Origin of the sequence: Psychroserpens sp. (genome assembly GCF_036960315.1) — a bacterium.
Taxonomy (GTDB): domain Bacteria; phylum Bacteroidota; class Bacteroidia; order Flavobacteriales; family Flavobacteriaceae; genus Psychroserpens.
Window position 1 is genome coordinate 388,762 of the sequence record NZ_JBALVR010000002.1, and the last position, 19,314, is coordinate 408,075.

18 protein-coding genes are annotated in these 19,314 nt (G+C 31.6%); all 18 read right to left on the reverse strand.

The window, feature by feature from the left end; all coding sequences use genetic code 11:
- Positions 1–3: 3 nt before the first annotated feature.
- The 18 genes from V7719_RS05420 to V7719_RS05505 all read right to left on the reverse strand — a co-directional run bounded on the left by V7719_RS05420 (position 4) and on the right by V7719_RS05505 (position 19,314).
- On the reverse strand, positions 4–1,110 hold the full coding sequence (locus V7719_RS05420) for a glycosyltransferase (RefSeq protein ID WP_335728857.1): 1,107 nt from the start codon (positions 1,108–1,110) through the stop codon (positions 4–6).
- The gene (locus V7719_RS05425; RefSeq protein WP_335728858.1) at positions 1,103–2,488 is read right to left on the reverse strand and encodes an asparagine synthase-related protein; all 1,386 of its coding nucleotides are present in this window, start codon (positions 2,486–2,488) and stop codon (positions 1,103–1,105) included. Before V7719_RS05425 ends, V7719_RS05420 begins: the two co-directional genes overlap by 8 nt.
- A gap of 85 nt (positions 2,489–2,573) precedes the next feature.
- A complete protein-coding gene (locus V7719_RS05430; RefSeq protein WP_335728859.1) occupies positions 2,574–3,518 on the reverse strand; it encodes a glycosyltransferase family 2 protein in 945 nt (314 codons plus the stop codon).
- A gap of 49 nt (positions 3,519–3,567) precedes the next feature.
- The gene (locus tag V7719_RS05435) at positions 3,568–4,761 is read right to left on the reverse strand and encodes a glycosyltransferase family 4 protein (RefSeq protein ID WP_335728860.1); all 1,194 of its coding nucleotides are present in this window, start codon (positions 4,759–4,761) and stop codon (positions 3,568–3,570) included.
- Between the two features lie 17 nt (positions 4,762–4,778).
- Positions 4,779–5,738, reverse strand: a complete 960-nt coding sequence (locus tag V7719_RS05440; RefSeq protein ID WP_335728861.1) for a class I SAM-dependent methyltransferase — start codon at positions 5,736–5,738, stop codon at positions 4,779–4,781.
- Between the two features lie 18 nt (positions 5,739–5,756).
- On the reverse strand, positions 5,757–6,542 hold the full coding sequence (locus V7719_RS05445) for a class I SAM-dependent methyltransferase (RefSeq protein ID WP_335728862.1): 786 nt from the start codon (positions 6,540–6,542) through the stop codon (positions 5,757–5,759).
- Positions 6,543–6,557: 15 nt separating this feature from the next.
- Positions 6,558–7,526 (reverse strand): glycosyltransferase family 2 protein, encoded by a 969-nt coding sequence (locus tag V7719_RS05450; protein ID WP_335728863.1) that lies wholly within the window; start codon positions 7,524–7,526, stop codon positions 6,558–6,560.
- A 95-nt stretch (positions 7,527–7,621) separates the two neighbouring features.
- Positions 7,622–8,863 (reverse strand): glycosyltransferase family 4 protein, encoded by a 1,242-nt coding sequence (locus V7719_RS05455; RefSeq protein ID WP_335728864.1) that lies wholly within the window; start codon positions 8,861–8,863, stop codon positions 7,622–7,624.
- 36 nt (positions 8,864–8,899) lie between these two features.
- Entirely contained in the window at positions 8,900–10,468 is a 1,569-nt protein-coding gene (locus V7719_RS05460; protein WP_335728865.1) for a glycosyltransferase, read from the reverse strand.
- Positions 10,458–11,330, reverse strand: a complete 873-nt coding sequence (locus tag V7719_RS05465) for a sulfotransferase family protein (RefSeq protein WP_335728866.1) — start codon at positions 11,328–11,330, stop codon at positions 10,458–10,460. Before V7719_RS05465 ends, V7719_RS05460 begins: the two co-directional genes overlap by 11 nt.
- Positions 11,327–12,400 carry a DegT/DnrJ/EryC1/StrS family aminotransferase gene (locus V7719_RS05470; protein WP_335728867.1) on the reverse strand — a complete coding sequence of 358 codons (1,074 nt, stop codon included), beginning with the start codon at positions 12,398–12,400 and terminating at the stop codon, positions 11,327–11,329. The genes V7719_RS05465 and V7719_RS05470 overlap by 4 nt, the downstream gene beginning before the upstream one ends.
- Positions 12,393–13,661 carry an ABC transporter ATP-binding protein gene (locus tag V7719_RS05475; protein WP_335728868.1) on the reverse strand — a complete coding sequence of 423 codons (1,269 nt, stop codon included), beginning with the start codon at positions 13,659–13,661 and terminating at the stop codon, positions 12,393–12,395. Before V7719_RS05475 ends, V7719_RS05470 begins: the two co-directional genes overlap by 8 nt.
- A 1-nt stretch (position 13,662) precedes the next feature.
- A complete protein-coding gene (locus V7719_RS05480) occupies positions 13,663–14,529 on the reverse strand; it encodes an ABC transporter permease (RefSeq protein WP_335728869.1) in 867 nt (288 codons plus the stop codon).
- Positions 14,530–14,617: 88 nt separating this feature from the next.
- Positions 14,618–15,598, reverse strand: coding sequence for a glycosyltransferase (locus tag V7719_RS05485; RefSeq protein ID WP_335728870.1), 981 nt, complete (start codon positions 15,596–15,598; stop codon positions 14,618–14,620).
- Between the two features lie 32 nt (positions 15,599–15,630).
- Positions 15,631–16,368, reverse strand: coding sequence for a class I SAM-dependent methyltransferase (locus tag V7719_RS05490; protein ID WP_335728871.1), 738 nt, complete (start codon positions 16,366–16,368; stop codon positions 15,631–15,633).
- Between the two features lie 83 nt (positions 16,369–16,451).
- Complete coding sequence (locus tag V7719_RS05495) at positions 16,452–17,432, reverse strand: SDR family oxidoreductase (RefSeq protein WP_335728872.1); 981 nt, start codon at positions 17,430–17,432, stop codon at positions 16,452–16,454.
- Positions 17,432–18,724, reverse strand: coding sequence for a nucleotide sugar dehydrogenase (locus V7719_RS05500; RefSeq protein ID WP_335728873.1), 1,293 nt, complete (start codon positions 18,722–18,724; stop codon positions 17,432–17,434). The genes V7719_RS05495 and V7719_RS05500 overlap by 1 nt, the downstream gene beginning before the upstream one ends.
- Positions 18,725–18,726: 2 nt before the next feature.
- On the reverse strand, positions 18,727–19,314 hold the full coding sequence (locus V7719_RS05505; RefSeq protein WP_335728874.1) for a sugar transferase: 588 nt from the start codon (positions 19,312–19,314) through the stop codon (positions 18,727–18,729).

The following is a 19,314-nucleotide window of genomic DNA, read 5'->3' on the forward strand; positions in this document are numbered from 1 at the left end:
TAGTTACTGTACATTAAGCAATTGTTTATAAAAAAATTGATGATTGGTAATAAAACTTTGTATTGAAAATATCTTGACAGCTAAATTTCTAAACTCTTGTTGTTTAGCACTCATGTCAGCTGGAGTTAAATTCATTACAAATTTGATTTTCTCGGCCAAATCATCAATATTACTTGGTTCAAACAAGAATTCTTTTTTCGATTCTAAAATATCTTTAATTCCTGAAATATTAGAGCCTATCACAATTCTACTTGAAGCCATCGCTTCTAATGGCGCAATAGGCATACCTTCTTTGCGACCTTCATTTTTTGTAGGAATCACAAAAACATTAGCAACAGCAAGATATGGTTTAATATCAAGTTGTTTTCCTAAAAATTGAATATGTTTTTTACTTTTATATTTTTGTTTTAAAGTTATCGCATAATGACTGTGATCACTTCCTACAATGAGTACCTTAATGTTGTCATCATTTAACCGTTCAACAGCTTCTAATAAGACTTCAATACCTTTAACTGCAACCAAATTCGCAATAGAGACGATAATAAAATCATCAACGTCAAACTTAATAGCATTAGGTAGGTCATACGATTTTGGTAATGGATGATAATAATTAGTATCCACTCCCAAGGGCATACTCTCTACTTTGTGTTCCATTCCGTGATAATAATCAAGCATATCTCGATTTATGACGATAATTTTAGTGCTTAACTGAGACCGCCATTTCCATGCCTTATTTCCCCAGCCCATTGCTTTTTTAGTATATACAAATGGAATACCTACAAGTTTTGCCGCTAAGGGCTCAGTAAAATCTGAACTCCAATGCCATGAATGTATTAAATCAAATTTTCCCCTTTTCAAAAACCTAGCAATTTTAATAACTCTAAAAGGTAAGCTTAGTAACGGTCTATAGGCAGCGGTAAATTGGAATATATGGATTTTAACGCCTAAAGTTTTTATAGTCTCGAAATAAGCTCCCCTATCATGATGACAACAAATTTCAGGTTCAAAACGTGTTTTATCTAAGCCTTTTACTAAATCATAAACCACCTTTCCACTACCAGCAGTATCAAAATTTGGAATCGTAAATAAAATCTTGATGCGCTTACTCATGCTTCGAATTTTGATGAAATTTTGAAAATGTCAATAACATATTAATCGTATGAGCATTTTGCAATGCATCTTCATTATAAAATGCATCAACATAATGATTTATTAGGTGTTTAGGAATCCACTGTTCTAAATTACTATCAATTAATTGTTCTTTTAATTTTTGTTCGTTAACTGTTCCGAGAAATTGCAACTCCCAATTTCGCTGAATAGTAGTTTGGCCAGCAGCATTAGAAAGTAATCTCTTACCTTTTTGAAATAGTCTATAAGGGAGATTAAATGGTATTTTATTATAGTTGAAATTGTTTAAATTAAAAGGGCGTTGATCTTGCCAGACAATTGATGCTAATTCTGGCGTTCTCTTCTTAATATATGCTATTTGTAGTTTGCGGTTTTTTAAAAATTCCTCTGGAATACTACAAATAAATTCACACATACGATTATCATAATATGGTAAACTAATGGGGTTCTGAGCTTCAAAGATTGATAAATTTATAGATGTCCATCGTGGTGCCCAATATTTTGATTTAAAAGCACGGAGTTTAGCATTGGTGTCATCTATGCTAATTGTATCCAGTAGTAGTGCTATTCTTGTGTTGAAATAATTTTCAAAATCACCTTCCAAATTCCAAGAAAGCCACAAATTATTTGCAAAATCCAGTCCTCCTTTTTTTATAATTTTCTTAGATATAATTTCTATTTGTTTTGCCTTAGTTAATTGGGGCAAATTCATAGAGTCAAATAACACATCTCCCCAATGCCCAAGAGACAATATATCTCCATTGGACTTGTACTTATTAAAAACGCTCATTTGACGTGGACTTGTAAAATCTGAATAACACATGTTCAATTCAGATAACTCATCTAAAACATCCCATAAATACCCTTCCTTAATTGTTGAAGAATTAAATTCAAACTTACAAGTTTCAGCAATGTGTCTTGCGATATCCGTCTCTTTAAATCCATTTTTAAAATCATAACTATAAGAAAACACTTTAGCATTAATATGCTTCAAAGCAGTTGCTTGAGTTCGACTATCGAGCCCCCCAGATAGTGGTAAGATGACCTTTTTATCTTGATTTTGTTCCATAATAATGGTTTCAAAAAGGTCGGTAAACTCGTTTAAAGCATCATTAAATGAAATAGGTCTAGGAGAATAGTACCAATGAAACCATGGTTTTGATTCAATAAGTTCACCAAAATCATTAAGTGTATTAATGGATGCTGGAGGTAATACAACCTTATCTTTCCAATAGGTATCCTTATCTAAAAAAAAACCTATGGCAGCAAACACACATATGGCTTCCAAATTTAATTGATGAGAAGCCTTTGTCTTGGCAAAGGTCTGCCTTATTGGGATAATATCAGTTTTAATGTCCATTAGTTAGAATAGGACTAATATAGTAATTCCTTTGACGTTGTAATTAAGAAATTTAAAATTCCTCTAATTCTATGTATAGAAATTATTATTTCAAATAATACTGCAGAATTAGTTTTTTATATGGGAATTCTAACCATAAAAAAGGTTTGATTTTTTTTGAAACTTTCCGATTCGTGAAAAAAGAAATTAAATACTGTTTTAAATGCTCATCACATTCCATATTGAAACCTTCAATTGGGAACACTAATTTAGAATGGTTTATTGCCTTTAGTTCCTTAAACCAGGCTATTAGATTTTTTAATTTTATGCCAGATATACTATAATCTTTAGAAGCGAATATACTGAGATTCTCCTCGTGATTTTTTAAATTGTTAAAGCCTAGTTTTTTAAACATAAATTTAGCAATACGAATATTTTGCTGCAATTGTTCATGTCTTCGATTGACAGTGACACTTGCTTGATGAACTCGACAATATAATAATGGTTTTTGAATTTGATAAAATTTACCCTTGAAAATCAGTCGACTCCAAAGATCATAATCTTCGGATGGCACAGTATCAATTTTATAAGGATTGTCTATTAAAATCTTCTTTTTTATCATCACTGTAGGATGAAAAATAGGGTTTCTAAAAAGTAATTCTAGAAAAATATCATCATGACCCTCCGGTGTTCTTAGAGGTTTAGAATTATTATCAGACACATTGCTACCACAAAAAATTACTTCTTCATTCTGTTGAAATACTTTAAGCTGTTCAATAAACCGAGTTGTTATTGAAACATCATCATCATCCATACGTGCAATATATGCACCATTTGAGGCTTTGATTCCTAAATTTAAACTATCCGCAATTCCAGAGTTTAGCTCCTTTTTTATATAAATGATTCTTTCATCACTATATGATTGAATTATTTGAACCGTATCATCAGTAGAACCATCATCAACTATAATGAATTCAAAATCCGAAAATGTTTGATTTAATATACTATCTATGGCTTCCCTAATATATCGCTCACCGTTGTAGGTTGCCATAATTACAGAAACTAAAGGATCTTTATGTTGTATATTCTGAGAAGCCAATTTATAATAGTGATTTATAATAGTTTATATTCTGCTGTATCATGTTTTGTATTTCAAAGTTATTCTTTATAGTTTCAACAGCTTTATTCGAAATTTTTTCCAAATTGATTCTTTGCTCAAATATAGTTTCAATCCAATTATAATAATCTGCAAATTCTTCAGCTATAAAACCATTCTCCTTATGCTTAATTACTTCCTGAAAAGAAGGTATATTTGAAGTAACAACTAGCTTGCCTAAAGCCATAACTTCCAACAATGCAACTGAAAAATTCTCTCCGAAAGACGGAAATAGTACAACATGTGCACGATTTAAATAGTTTTCAATGTCGGTATTAGGTACCATCCCATAATATAGTGTTTGTTTTAAAGCAACTTCTGACAATAAATTGACAGCTACTTTATTCCAATGATCATTATTATTATTGCCCATAACATGGAATGTTGCATCGGGAAACTTCAATACTACCTTATTAAAAGTCTCACAGGCTATATTTATTCCCTTACGCTCTCTTATAGAGCCAAAATAAAAAATTGAAAAAGCTTCTGTGGGCGCATCTAGATACGCTTTAGCAAGCTCATTTTTTTTAATACACACACCATTGTATATAATTTGAGGAGGCGTTTTAAGATGAAATGCTTCCTCAGTCATTTCTCTAGAAAATTTTGAAACAGCAATTATATGTTTATAAAAGCGTCTAAAAAATTTATATTCAAAAACAGTATCTGTTGTTCTTTTATAATAGCCCATAAATTCATGTAACGTAACAGCAGATCCATGACAACGAACAATTTTTGGAAGCGATCCAAGAAAATAACACGCGTCACCTCCGTAATCATGAAACTCAATAAGGTCAAATTTATTTTTCAAGACAAATAAAGACAAATACATAGAAATATAAAATCTATTTACATACTCTAACCCCATTTTTATATGCAAATACCCAGGTATTTTATAGCGTCTAAAAGGCGCTCTAATTCTCTCAATGGTATGGCTTAAATCCTTAATTTTTACTATTCTAATACCATCATCATCAAATCGAGTTGGGGCAGCTCCAAAAGAAAACACAACAATTTCAAATTGGTGCTGTTTTAATTGTTCTGTAAACTGTTTTAAAAACACACCAATACCTCCGGTTTTACCCATTAGTTCATGAGCATACTCTCTTGTAACAAAACAAATCTTGATGGGTTTCATTTGATTAAAAGAATTCATTAACGTTCGCTCTTTTTTCTTGCCACAATTATCATTGTTTGTGGCACCCCCTTTTTAAGCATTATAGAACCTAACTTATATCTAATTAAGTAAAACAAATAGGCATAGACGTTTTTCAATTTATTTCGAATAGCAAAAAATAGTTTTGAATAAAAATAAATTATGTATTGAACTAAATCTTTCTTTTTAATATCTATACTTTTAATTTTCCTGGGCTTTATTATATTAGTTAACTTAAGTAATACTTTTTTCAAGAATAACTGAGGAAGAATGGAATATCTATACATCTTAATTAGTTCAAAACCTGATTCATTTAGCAATGCTTTGATATTTGATTCATTAAAAAAGAATAAATGATCAGGATATTGAAATTTTGGATAATATTTAAAATAGGACTTGTTCACATCACCTAAATTTCCAGTTTCAAAAACTACATAGCCCTCTGGATTTAATTTGTTATACATCCTTCCAAATTCCATTATTGGACTATAAAAATGACTTAAAACATCACAATGATAGATGACATCAAATTTTTTCGTTCCAAAGGTATTTTCATTCAATGCAGTTAATTCACACGGAATCCTATGTTTTTCTAGAATAAAATCAGCTTGAATTTTATTAAATTCAATAGCATATACCTCAAATTTTTGTCGTTGTGCTTCTTTCAAAAAATAACCTGCGCCAGCTCCAATTTCTAGTAAAGCACCTTCAGCATATTTCTTAATTATTTGAAGTGTGTGTTTGGTGTATAATGTTTTAGCATATAAAAAATCAATATGTGATTCAGCAGAAGCATGTGCATTATCATGACCATACAGATCGACAATATCATCAAACTTTGGCCTTGGATTTATATATATTAAATTACAAGTACGGCATTGTACTCCAGTGTAGCCGTTTTCTTCAATTACAACATCATTTGCTTCTGAATGACAGAAAATACATTTAATATACTCCAATCCTAAGTGTTTTAAATTCTATTTATCAGTTTTCTCACAATAATAAATCAATTCCGAATTCATTAATCCATACTTGTATTGGTCAGAAGGAGTGAAACTATTCACAAAATCATTTTCAATAACGTTAAATCCAGCTTGTTCTAACCTACTCTTATAATCTTGACCATACCAACGTACATGATCATGTTGTCCAAATGCCTCCAAACGTTCTTCGGGAGCAGTTATAGTAGAGTCTTCATATGTCCGTTCCCTACTATAATCAATTGGAACCTGAAATATTCCTGCTCCTCCTTTTTTCATAACTCTAAATAATTCGTTCATTGCCAATTTATCATCAGGAACATGCTCCAAAACATGATTACATATAATGAAATCAAATGTACAATCTTCAAAGGGTATTTTAGTCAGGTCAGCTTTCTCCACTAAAACATTTTTATCAAAATTGTACAATTCAGGATGCAAATCGCAAGGAGAATACTTAACATTATCAATGTCCTTAAAAATATTATAAAAAAAGCGTTCTGGCGCAAAATGTAATATATGGCGTTCGGTATCTGCTTTAAAAAAATTAAATTTTGATTCAATAAAAAGATATAACAATCTATGTCTTTCCACAGAATTACAGTTGTGACACAATGCATTGGCTCTTATTTGAATCCCATAATCTGCGAAAAATTTGAATTCTGACTTACAAATTGGACAATGCACGTCTTTCCCAATTATGCTATTTACATATTGTCTTTTCTTATAATTTGCATAAGCTCTTTTTAAAGAACTAGGGATTAGTGCTTTTATATATTTCATAGTTTTTTGTACCGCTTAATAAATATAAAATGCTTTCGATGTTAGTTTATCAATAGGTTTTTTAAAACAATAATAACTAAACACATACAATAAAAATCGTACAGCTAAACTAGTTGTTTTTTTTAAAGAAAGGATACCATGCTTAAAAAATAACATAATTAAATATAGTGATTGACTTAGGTTCCTTCTATCACTCAGAGGTATATAAAAATACTTAAACCATAAATGTAAATAATTAGACAAATGCTTTTTATGTTCAATTTTATTGTTCTCATTCAATGCTTTAGATATATCCGGAATAAACAATTTTAAACTTTCAAAAACTTTATTTTTGAAAATTTTTTCATGCTTTTCTTCACGAATATGAACAGAATCATAATCCATTTCACCACACACCAGATAATTCCCAGACTTCACATTAAGAAAAGCTCTTATCATTAATTCAGGATCATTAAACCTGGGATATCCTTCTGTAAAACCTTCCAATTGCTTTATAAATTCTACTTTCCATATGGGACACATTGTTTGCCAAAGTAAATTCGCCGACAGAAACGGAATTAAGTAGTCCTCATATTGAGGAATCTCTTGTTTCCAAATAGTGTTATTTTTTTTTATTCCCATGGGGAATACAAGAAAATCAAACTCGTGATACTTGTTGATATTTTTAACACGTTGCTCTAAACAAAATGGCAATAAATAGTCATCAGAATCTAAAAAAATAACATAGTCTCCTTTGACATGCTTCAAACCTATATTCCTGCATGTTGGCGCTCCTTTTGGTAATCGATTACGATTAAAAAATAGAATACGTTTATCCTTTTTACAATAGGCGTCCAATGAAATATCGGTTTGATCATCTGAACCATCATCAATCACTATACATTCCCAATTACTATAACTTTGTGTAATTATAGATTCTATAGCCTTTTGTACGACACCATCACGATTATACGTTGGGATAATAATTGAAACCAGAGGCATCATTAGATTCACTTTAAAGTTCGCGCTAATATAAACAAATCGAAAAGACTTAATATTGGATTTTTAATTATTAAATCCCTAATCATCAATTACTAATTCTACATAGCTCCTTTATAAATATTTTCCAATTCACGAACCAAAACACCTGTATCAAAGTGTTTTTGAACATATTTAACCGCATTAGCACTCATCTTAGTTTTTAAATCGTCATCTAGAATTAATCTTTCAATTGAATCAGCAAAGGCACTAATATTATTAGCTTCCAACACAAATCCGGTCTCTCCATCAATTAATCCATATTTCATTCCTCCAACATCTGAAACAACTACAGGGAGACCCATGGCTTGTGCTTCTTGAATCACCAAGCCCTGCGTTTCGGCTGTTCCGTTATTTGGATCATAAATACCGGGCAGTAAAAAAATATCAGAATTTTGCATCTTTTCTTTTACAATATCTTGAGTTAACACACCGTACATTTTAATAACATTATTAAAATTAAAATCACTTATTAGCTCCTGTAAGTGATGCTTTAACTCACCATCGCCAATAAGATGTAAACGGACTTCATCATACCCTCTATTATGCAATTCTTTTATGATTTTAATAGCAACATCAGGACCTTTTAGTGCTATAAACCGTCCACAAAATAGTATATCAAAATAATTAGATTCTGATTTTGGCTCCGTTCTTTCAAAATATGAAGTATCTAAGCCAACTGGAAGAATATGAACAGGTTTGTCTGGTTTTAATTCTTCCAACAATCCTTTTAAATAGATTGAATTTACTGTAAATGCATCACTATACTTTAGAAGATCATGATACTCTTTCTGGTAAAAGTCAACATGATTAGGAACGAGATCATACCCATGAAACGTTGTAATCAACTTAGACTTTGATAAAAGTCCAGTTTCTTTTAGAAAAGCAATCCGTTTTGCATTATGACCAAAATGCGCATGAATAACATCAAATTCGTCGCCTAACAAAAACCATTGGGCCTCAAAAAACATCTTTAATGTATAGGCTACTTCTCCATATTTAAAACCGTTTATAGCATCAAAAAAAGAGTTCCAATTAATGCGATTATAATGTGAAAACACCCAAGCTAAAAAAGTTACAACGCGTTTCACTTTTGGAAAAGGAAACACTCTAAGATAGGTTACTTTTTCTAATAAATCGTGTTTATCTAGATTTGGATGGAATACCGATTCCTTTGTTTTGTTATACGAAAACAACTCCACCTGAAAACCAGCATCAATTAATGAATTAACCTGATTCACAATAAATGTTTGTGAAATCGTAGGGAAAATTTCAACAACAATCGCTATTTTCTTAGGTTTCATATGCAATGATTTCCTTTACAAGAACACCAAATATAATCATACTTTTTTATAGATATAAAAATCTGACATTGACGTGTTTTCAGGATCTTTTTCATGAAAAGCATATTTGTTATTTAAACGATCAATTAAGCTCCAATGTTTTGAAACATTCTTATTTATCCAATCCGTAAACTTTCGACATTTTACATGATCAGTCAAAACTTCATCATAATTACTTGAATAAATAATGACATATTTATTTGACGATTTAAATAACTGATCCATATAGTTCTCAAATACTTCATCCTCGACTAAATGGTATAAAACATCCAAAGATAGAACGAGGTCAGCTTTAGCAGTTTTTAAAAACTCATTACCTAAGTGATAAAAATCTTTTGTGAGATCATTCTTAAATCTTGATTTACATATTTCTATTGCTTTTAAAGACACATCAAGGCCTTTATAAGAAGGATAGCTTGCAAGACTTAGCTGATTTCCATCTCCACAACCAAATTCAATCACAGTCTGTACAACGTTATTCAAGACAAAATCATTTAAAACTTCTGCCTTAAATTGAGCCAAACGACCATAGCTTCCTGAACCTGAATTCATATCATTAGAATAGCGTTGCTCCCAATACGCTTGAGATCCAGGAAAAGCAACATCTCCATTGCTTGTTTTTGCTTTAATTCGAACTTTTGACAATAACACTCTGACAAACTTTTTAAATTCCTTATTCATAAAACCTAAGTCTTTCATTTTAAAACCAAACACTAAAACTTGATATATTGTTTTAGCATATTTTTTATGCTTTATTAATTCGTGAATATAATACCTATGAAAATTATAATATTTAAGTTTCAAATGTAAAATATCTTTATTGGCCTCGTAAAGTTCTTTATAACACAAACTTCCTGTTTGGGCTCTCTCTAATATGGTTGCTGATGAGTAAACGCCTCCTTCATGAATTCTATAAACTGCACTAAACACATTAAGACAAACACCTTTCCCAGATTTAAGCAGCTCGGTAAAAAGATAAATGTCTCGAAAATATGTATATTTTAAAATAAGATTTGTATCAAATACTGCGGCCTTAAAAACTAAAGTAGGAACACCACCATACCAGCCGGCAGCAAACTTTTCAAAAGTAAATTCTATATTTGCTTCATCATTAAAATAATGACCATTTTTATCGTCAATTAAAGTTAATTTATTATCATCTTTAACCTCAAATCGTGTAAAGGAGAAGGTATATTCTAAGTTCAATTCTAAAAAATCAACCTGCTTTTGAAGCTTTAATGGATCTGTCCAATAATCATCCCCATCTAATAGTGCAATGTATTTTCCCTGGCAATGATTTATAATATCATAAAAATTGTACAGGCGCCCTGTTTTTTGCCGCATTAGATCATAGTCATCTCCCTTTTTTCTCTCCAAAATATGGACAGTCAAGTTTGGATTTGTAAACTGAAATGCTTGAATTTTTCGTAAAGTATCATCTGTTGAAAAATCATCACCGATAACAACTTCAAATTTAAAATTGGTATTTTGATTATTGACACCTTCTAAAGCTTCATCAATAAACTCACCATGATTATAAGACATTAAACGTATACTAAGAAGCATATTCAAATGTTTTTAAAGCAACTTCTGCTCTCGTATTAAAACTAGAAATCTCAGCGTTAGTTAATTGTGATTTAAAGCTTCCTATTAAATTTATGTCTAAGGGTTCCATCGTTTTTTTCTTCCAGGCTAAAGTTTCCGCAGGCTCTTTCATATAATCACTGTTTTGCGCATAATACTCTAACATTTCTGGTTCAAACTGTAAGTTAAACTTCAAAAGCACATTAGAAAGGACTTCGATTGGTCGTAACAATAAATCCTCATATCGTATCAACGTATAAAATTGAGAATTTTTATAATGCTCGTGTATTTTCAATGTATTTCTTTGCCATTCTTCAGCAATATCTTCGATAGAAGTTGGCAGCTTTGGCTTGTACTTAATAGTGTCGGCAATATTTTTTAACTTTTTATAAGATACAGCAACATCTCTTCCATCTCTGACGATATGTATTATAAATTTTTCGCTAAATAACTGATCTAATTCATCCAAATGGTTTACGTAATAGTTGTTTTTATCACCTAAAAACGCTGGTTGCTTTTCATTTTGAACAGCGTAACTTAAATACACACATTGAGCAAGTTTTTGATACGTTTTTGGGTTTTGTTTTTTAATCTCTTTTAGTATTGCGTTATTATCTAAATGCCAAGTTTCAAATTTTTTTGATAACTGAAGATCTTGTATAAATGTATTGAGCCTGTTTGAGGTCAGGTCCTTTTCTGACCAATCTCTATATTTTGATTCGAGCCAAAGTAAAAATCCGCATTCTGGTGGAACCGTTAATTTAGAATGGCAATTGAGTATTAAGCGCAATAGACTTGTCCCTGATCTAGGATTTCCTAAAATAAAGAATTGACCTATATTCATAAATTATCTAAAACAAGTTGAATAATAAACTTAACTTCTTCCTCTTTAAGTCCTACATATAAAGGCATACATAGAACACACGGCGCAATTTTATCTGAAACTGGAACCTCTGTTGTATTTGCGATATAGGGTAAATGATTTAAAGATGGATAAAAATAGCGTCTTGGAAAAACAGCATTGTCCTCTAAAACTTGTTTTACCTTAAGCATTTGATTTTCTGTTTCGAAAATAACTGGATAATAACTATAATTCCATATGGTATTCTTTCGTAGCTTTAATAATTGTAAACATGTAGATTCAAAAGCAGAATTATACATTTCTACAATTTCTTTTCTTTGTTCAACAATTGATTTTAAGTAAGGTAAAACCGCCAATCCCATAGCCGCTTGTAATTCGCTCATTTTAGCATTAGCTCCAAGTCCGTGAAAAGCTTCAGGCCCATTATGTCCAAAATTATGATGAGAATATAACGATGGGAAAAGTTGAGGTTTGCAAAATAACGCACCTCCTTCACCAGTATGAAAAAGCTTAGTTGCATGAAAACTACAGGTACTTACATCGCCATAATTAAAAATTGATTGCCCTTTATAAGTGACACCAAAGCAATGCGCAGCATCATAAATTACTTTTAAATGATGTTTTTTGGCAATAGTTTCAATGGCTTCCACATGACAAGAGTTGCCGTATACATGTGTTGCTAATATGGCTGAAGTTTTCGCGGTTATCGCAGACTCTATTTTAGACTCATCAATAGTCAAATACTCGGGATGAATGTCCACAAAAACAGGCTCACAACCTTCCCAAACAATACTAGATGTTGTAGCGACATAGCTAAAAGGAGTTGTTATTATCTCACCGGTTAACTGTAATGCTTTTATAGCAATTTGCAATGGTAACGTTCCATTGGTCATGGCAATAATATTTGGGACATCTAAATAGGTCATTAACTCAAATTCAAGTTCCTGAACTAGAATTCCTCGATTGGTCATCCAAGCTTTGTCCCAAGCTTTTTTCAAGATGTCTTGGTATTCTTCCTGTGGTGGCAAAAATGTCTTGGTAACATTAATCATGCAATTCCCATTTAAAATTAGGTCTTATATATCCTGGCTCTCTCCCAAAATAAACGCCAAGTTCTCTTTCGGCATCAATGACAGTGAAATTCATAATATCTTTTTCAATATAATGCGCTCGTTTTCTATCTTCAATTAGAAAAAAAGTAAGATAATATTCTCCTGATTGGAAAAAGTCCTTTGGAAATGTACAACAGATATTATTCTCGCCTTGTCTCAATTTTAGCCCTCCACGAGCACTGGAGAAAGAAAACAAAGCATCTCCTATTTCATTATACAAATGATATGTGACATGATATCTTTCAGGTGTATCACTTTTTATATCAATACACGTCATCAAATCAATATTCAGATTTTCAGAAATTGTCTCTTCTAACCCTCGTCCTTTATTTTTGATAACCAATTTGTTTAGACTAAAGAGAGGGGTTTCAATTTCATTACGATTAAATGTCTTAATATTATTTGTTTTTGAGTCGCCTTTTAAGTAGTAACTCACGGCCTCATCAGTATTCCCGGAAAATACAATTTTTCCGTGCTCTAAGACGACTGCTCGCGTACATAAACTCTTCACAGCAGCCATATTATGACTTACAAATAAAACTGTTCGTCCTTCTCCCTTAGATATGTCTTGCATTTTTCCAATGGCCTTCTTCTGAAAATCTGCATCTCCAACAGCTAAAACTTCATCTATAACCAAAATATCTGGCTCCAAAAAGGCAGCAACTGCAAAAGCCAACCGAACACGCATACCTGAAGAATAACGCTTCACAGGCGTATCGATATAACGATTACAACCACTAAAATGAATGATTTCACTTTCTTTAGATTTGATTTCTGCTTTAGTCATCCCAAGAATAGCACCATTTAAGTAGATGTTTTCTTTCCCAGTAAGCTCAGGATGAAAACCCGTTCCGACCTCTAGTAATGAAGCTATACGTCCTTTTGTTTTTATTTCACCTGTTGTTGGTGAAGTTACACGCGACAAAATTTTTAAAAGTGTTGATTTTCCCGCACCATTTTTTCCTATAATTCCGATTACTTCTCCTTCTCTTACATCAAAATTTATATCTTGCAAGGCCCATACATAATCAGAATCTTGGCTAAGACTTCTATCATTAATATCACCGATTTTCAGAAATGGATCTTCCTTACCTCTAATTTTATACCACCAACGTTTTAAATCATCACTCAATGTGCCAGTTCCAACAAGACCCAAGCGATATTGCTTAGAAAGGTTTTCTATTTTTAATATTACATCCATCCTAAACCGTGTCAATAAAACTTCGTTCTGTTCTGTTAAATACTATTAGTCCTAAAAGAAAAATAACTATTCCAAAAACAAACGTATATAAAAGTTTGTCAATTGAATAATCTCCAACGCCTAATGTCATATATCTGAATGCTTCTATTACTGTTGTTAATGGATTATATTCAACTAACCAAGACATCCTAGGAAGCTTAGCCTTAAAAAATGAAATCGGATACATTACTGCCGAGGCATACATTAGTAATTGCACGCCAAACTGGACCAAAAAAGTCATGTCTCTGTACTTCGTGGTTAACGATGAAATAATCATTCCAAAACCAAGGCCTAATAGCGCCATTATTACTACTAAAACAGGAAACAGAAATAATGATGAATTTGGATAAATCTGGGCATCTAGAAAATAAAAATAATACAAATAAAATAGTATGAAAACTATGAGTTGAATGCCAAATTTTATCAGGTTAGACAATATCGTTGCAATTGGAATAATAACTCTCGGAAAATAAACTTTTCCAAAAATATTTTGATTAGAAGTAAACGTTGTAGATGTTTTAGTCAAGCATTCTTTAAAATAATTCCAAGAAGTAATACCTGCTAAATTAAATAGAAATGCCGGTGCTAGACCTGTTGGAATTGAAGCTAAATCATTAAAAATTACTGTAAATATTATAGATGTAAATAAGGGTTGAATAAAATACCATAATGGTCCTAATATAGTCTGCTTATAAACAGTAACAACATCTCGCTTTACGAATAGCACTATCAGGTCTCGATAACGCCATATTTCCTTAAAATTTAAATTAATTAATTTTTGTTTTGAAGATATTGTATATAACCATTTATCTTCCCTTAAGGTATTCAAAGTATACTTATTTATGATTGGAGCTAATATAAGAATTCGATAAGAAATAAATGCGTATTAACACTTAAGAATAATAATTAAAATATAGCTAACTTAAATTTAAAACCCTTTTTATAACTTGTTCTGGAGACAAATACGTATCAAAGTAGTTTTTAGCATTAGACTCCAACCGTTTTCTTAAATCTATATTACTTATAATTTCATCCAGTTTTAATGAAATATCTTCCTGACTACCATTTGAGTAAAGTACGTGTTCTTTATTCATTAATTTTTCGGGTAATTGACGAGATAGAGGTGTAGATATTATCGCTTTCCCCAAGCACAAATATTCCGCAAGTTTCCAACCGTGACATTCTTTTACAGCAGGCGTATTAAATACAATTGCAGAATTACCAATTTTATCTAAATAAACGTCCATTCCAACTCTACTATCGACAGTAACGTCTTCATAACCTTCAATATCATTTTTTGTCCTTGGAGCAAACCCACCATCAAAATTTATTTTTGAATTAACCATACAACTTTTAATATAATTAGCTCTTAATACGTTGGTTTGTTGTTCATTCTTCCAGAGAGAAGCCATAAAAAACACAACGTTATTAGTATTTGGATTATACGTATATTCTAACAATTTCGGTCTTTTATACTGCGCATTATAATCTGATAAGAATTTCCGTTTATTCGTTATTCTTGAATGCGATTTTAAAAGATTTAATAAAGCAAAACAAATAGTTTCAAATTGGTTATAGATTTGTATTCCAAAACTTGGACCAATTGGTATAATCTTATCTGATTTTATCGAAGTTGGGTCTAGGTTTATTTTTCCATAAACATCACTCCAATCTAGTGCCAAATAATCTATTATTTTTGAGTCTGTATAATCTATAATTATACGCTTGATATACTCTTTATCTTTCACTACAAAAGCAAAAAAATGATTATTATGATTAAATTTTTCAAAGTATTTAGATAAAAAAACTACGTTGTTTTTTCCAAAAACAGAATAAAGTCCGTAAATGTAAAAAGAAGAGTATTGTATATCACAAGAAGGATCAATAAATACTTTCATTTAGTTTGTATAAAAGTTAAAAAGAGATTCACTTAATAATTTAAGGCCATTTCGTCAATAATTGTGTTCGCATATTCGGCTGGTTTCAAATTAAGATAAGGCTCCAAATTATTCCTTAGATCTTTATATGTCAGATTATCAATATCTGAAAAATTATTCTCATTAATTACATAATTGTCACTAATTCCATTTTCTTTAAACCTTATGATACCTAATCCACAATCTGAATTTACAACACAAACGTCCAATGTTTCAGAGTAATTTTGACGCAAATATAAAATTGACTTCCATACATCCCCACACCACGCACCAGTCCAACCTTCCACCCCTTCAAGTTCTTCTTTCGTTGGGTAATCTCCTGTTGGCAATGCTGCTGCTTCATTCTCTGGATAACAATCATGCATAATAATTATTCCCTTTGGATTTAAATATTGTAAAGAATTAAAAACATCATTAAGTGAGGCTCTAAAAGTGTGAAGCCCATCAATAAATACAACATCTAATGCATCAATACGAGTTAAGAGCGTCTTCCGTTTCAAAAAAAATAAATCACTTTCCTCCTTGAAATATTTATTTTTTAAATTTTTAGGCATTTTAAACACCCAGACAAGAGCCTCTTTTAAAAACATGAAATGAAAAAAAGGATCCACTGCAATCTTACGTTTTGCAATAACGGGGAAAAATGTCTTGCCTTTATAACAACCAATTTCCAAATAGTTCTCAAAATTGGTGCTTTTCAGTATTTCATTAATAAGTTCTATGCGTTTCAAAGTATAATCTGAGTTTAATCCTTAATATGCAACCATAACATTATGTGCCTAAAATTTGAAGACTAATATAACAATTATTAAAATCAAACATTAAAATAATGCCAAGTCAATTTTAATCCTTCTCTAACCGTATACATTGGTTGATACCCCAAAAGCGAATTAGCTTTATCAATATTTGCCAAAGAGTCTCTAACATCGCCTTGTCTATTGGGTCCATGAATAGCTTCTAACTCAGAGTTTGCAGAGTCTTTGAGCGAATTCCACAAATAATTAATACTAATCCGTTCTCCGCACGCAATATTGAACACTTCATTTTTTGCTGCTTTAGAGGCGAAAAAACCTTTAACATTAGCCTGAACGACATTATCTACAAACGTAAAATCTCTTGTTTGCTCACCGTCTCCATTAATTTTTGGAGATTCTTCATCTTTTAAAGATTGCATAAACAATGGAATAACTGCAGCATAAGCACCATCTGGGCTTTGCTTAGGACCAAACACATTAAAATACCGCAAACCAATCACATCGGTATCATAGGTTATTCCAAAAACGTTTGCATACAATTCATTCACATATTTTGTGACGGCGTATGGTGAAAGAGGATTACCAATAGTATCTTCTACTTTAGGTAATGCTTTACTGTCTCCATAAGTAGAACTCGATGCAGCATAGACCATTCGCTTTACAGTAGGACTATCCTTTAATGCAATCATCATATTCAAAAAACCAGAGATATTGACTTCATTAGTCGTTGCAGGATCATTAATAGATCTAGGCACAGAACCTAAAGCGGCTTGATGAGACACATAATCTATCCCACTCATAGCGTCTTTACATGTTTGCAAATCTCTAATATCGCCTTCGATGAGTTCAAAAGCAGGATTAGAATGAAATTCTGTCAAGTTATATCTATGACCATTTGAAAAGTCATCTAAAACCCGAACCTTCTTTGCATTGTATTTTAGAAGATATTCAACAATATTAGAACCAATAAAGCCGCCACCTCCAGTGATGAGGAATGATAACTGACTTAAATCTTCTGAATGATATTTATGATTGTACATTATAATCTTGCGTCAACGCTGTTTTTAGGTAATAATGATTTGACATCAAATATAACGCCTATATCTGACTTTAAGTTTTGTATATCCATTTCCAAAAACTCATTGTGAGATACGGCTAAAACAATAGCGTCATAATCCTTTTTCAACTGGGATTCTTTATCTAACATCTCGAATCCATACTCCTGAGTCACTTCTTCTTTTGAAGCCCATGGGTCATAAACATCAACATTGACATTATAAGTTTCAAATTCTTCTATAATGTCTATCACTCTTGAATTTCTTATATCTGGACAATTTTCTTTGAAGGTAATTCCTAAAACAAGAACATTAGCGCCTTTAATTCTCGCCCCTTTTTTAATCATCATTTTCACCGTTTCTTGAGCGACATAACCTCCCATACTATCATTCATCTTACGACCAGCTAGAATAATTTCAGGATTATAGCCAGATTCAATGGCTTTTTGTGCTAAGTAATAGGGATCTACACCAATGCAATGTCCTCCTACCAAACCTGGAGTGAAATTTATAAAATTCCATTTCGTTCCAGCCGCTTCAAGTACGGCTTTGGTGTCAATATCTAATATTCGGAAAATTTTAGATAGTTCATTCACAAAAGCAATATTGATATCACGTTGAGAATTTTCAATAACCTTAGCAGCCTCTGCGACTTTAATAGATGGCGCTGAATGGGTTCCAGCTATAATAATGGTCTTATATAAATCATCAACGATTTTTGCGATTTCTGGCGTAGAACCCGAAGTAACTTTAAGAATTTTGGTGACGGTATGCTTTTTATCTCCTGGATTGATTCGCTCTGGAGAATATCCTGCAAAGAAATCTATATTAAATTTTAATCCTGAATGGGTTTCCAAAATAGGAACACAAATATCTTCGGTTACTCCAGGATACACTGTTGATTCATAAATAACAATGTCATCTTTTTTCAGGACCCGACCTACCGTTTCACTGGCTTTTATTAATGGTGTAAACACCGGCCTTTTGAGATCGTCTGTTGGTGTTGGAACAGTTACAATATAAATATTTGAATCTACTAAATCACTTGGATTATTGCTTATAAATAATCCTGTTTCAGAATTTGAGTTTGAAGTTAAAACCGATTTTAAATGATCTTCTTCAACTTCTAAAGTTTTATCAACTCCGTTATTTAGCTCATTGATACGTTTTTCATTGATATCAAATCCTATTACCATGTATTTTTTCGCAAATTCAACTGCTAAGGGCAATCCAACATAGCCTAAACCAAGGATCGTTATTTTCTTGTTCGTATTCATTCTCAACTAATTATTGATTTTATAAGAAAGTTCAAATCTAAATAAAAACTCCAATTTTGCACGTATTTTTTATTTATTTCAACTTTATCTACCCAAATAATCGTTCTATTGTAGGTTTCGGGGTCAATTTGCTCAGACAAAAGCGCTTCTTCATCTTTATATTTTAAAGTAGCAGGTCCTGTAATACCAGGCTTAAGTTTTAAAATAATTCTATCGCCATCTGTTAATTCATCAGCAAATCCCTGAATATCAGGTCGCGGACCAACAAAACTCATATCACCAATAATAACATTAAATAACTGTGGAAGTTCATCCAACTTGGAATTCCTGAGAAACTTACCAAAACGAGTAGCGCTTATATTAAGATGACCCAGTTTGTGATGCTCTGCTTTTAATGTTCTTAGCTTAAATATTCTAAATAGACGTCCATGTTGACCTACTCGTAGTTGTGAAAATAGACCATATTGCTTGGTATCTATGGTACACATCAAAACCAAAAGCATAATGGGCAAAATCAAAACAGGAAATAAAATTAGGGATAATACTAAATCAAAAACACGTTTCTGTATGAGTTGCTTTTTTTCTATCAC

Bases quoted from the DNA above. Each gene is read 5' to 3' on its own strand.
- V7719_RS05420 (WP_335728857.1), bottom strand. From the start codon at position 1,110: ATGAGTAAGCGCATCAAGATTTTATTTACGATTCCAAATTTTGATACT.
- V7719_RS05425 (WP_335728858.1), bottom strand. From the start codon at position 2,488: ATGGACATTAAAACTGATATTATCCCAATAAGGCAGACCTTTGCCAAG.
- V7719_RS05430 (WP_335728859.1), bottom strand. From the start codon at position 3,518: ATGGCAACCTACAACGGTGAGCGATATATTAGGGAAGCCATAGATAGT.
- V7719_RS05435 (WP_335728860.1), bottom strand. From the start codon at position 4,761: ATGAAACCCATCAAGATTTGTTTTGTTACAAGAGAGTATGCTCATGAA.
- V7719_RS05445 (WP_335728862.1), bottom strand. From the start codon at position 6,542: ATGAAATATATAAAAGCACTAATCCCTAGTTCTTTAAAAAGAGCTTAT.
- V7719_RS05450 (WP_335728863.1), bottom strand. From the start codon at position 7,526: ATGATGCCTCTGGTTTCAATTATTATCCCAACGTATAATCGTGATGGT.
- V7719_RS05455 (WP_335728864.1), bottom strand. From the start codon at position 8,863: ATGAAACCTAAGAAAATAGCGATTGTTGTTGAAATTTTCCCTACGATT.
- V7719_RS05460 (WP_335728865.1), bottom strand. From the start codon at position 10,468: ATGCTTCTTAGTATACGTTTAATGTCTTATAATCATGGTGAGTTTATT.
- V7719_RS05465 (WP_335728866.1), bottom strand. From the start codon at position 11,330: ATGAATATAGGTCAATTCTTTATTTTAGGAAATCCTAGATCAGGGACA.
- V7719_RS05470 (WP_335728867.1), bottom strand. From the start codon at position 12,400: ATGATTAATGTTACCAAGACATTTTTGCCACCACAGGAAGAATACCAA.
- V7719_RS05475 (WP_335728868.1), bottom strand. From the start codon at position 13,661: ATGGATGTAATATTAAAAATAGAAAACCTTTCTAAGCAATATCGCTTG.
- V7719_RS05485 (WP_335728870.1), bottom strand. From the start codon at position 15,598: ATGAAAGTATTTATTGATCCTTCTTGTGATATACAATACTCTTCTTTT.
- V7719_RS05495 (WP_335728872.1), bottom strand. From the start codon at position 17,432: ATGTACAATCATAAATATCATTCAGAAGATTTAAGTCAGTTATCATTC.
- V7719_RS05500 (WP_335728873.1), bottom strand. From the start codon at position 18,724: ATGAATACGAACAAGAAAATAACGATCCTTGGTTTAGGCTATGTTGGA.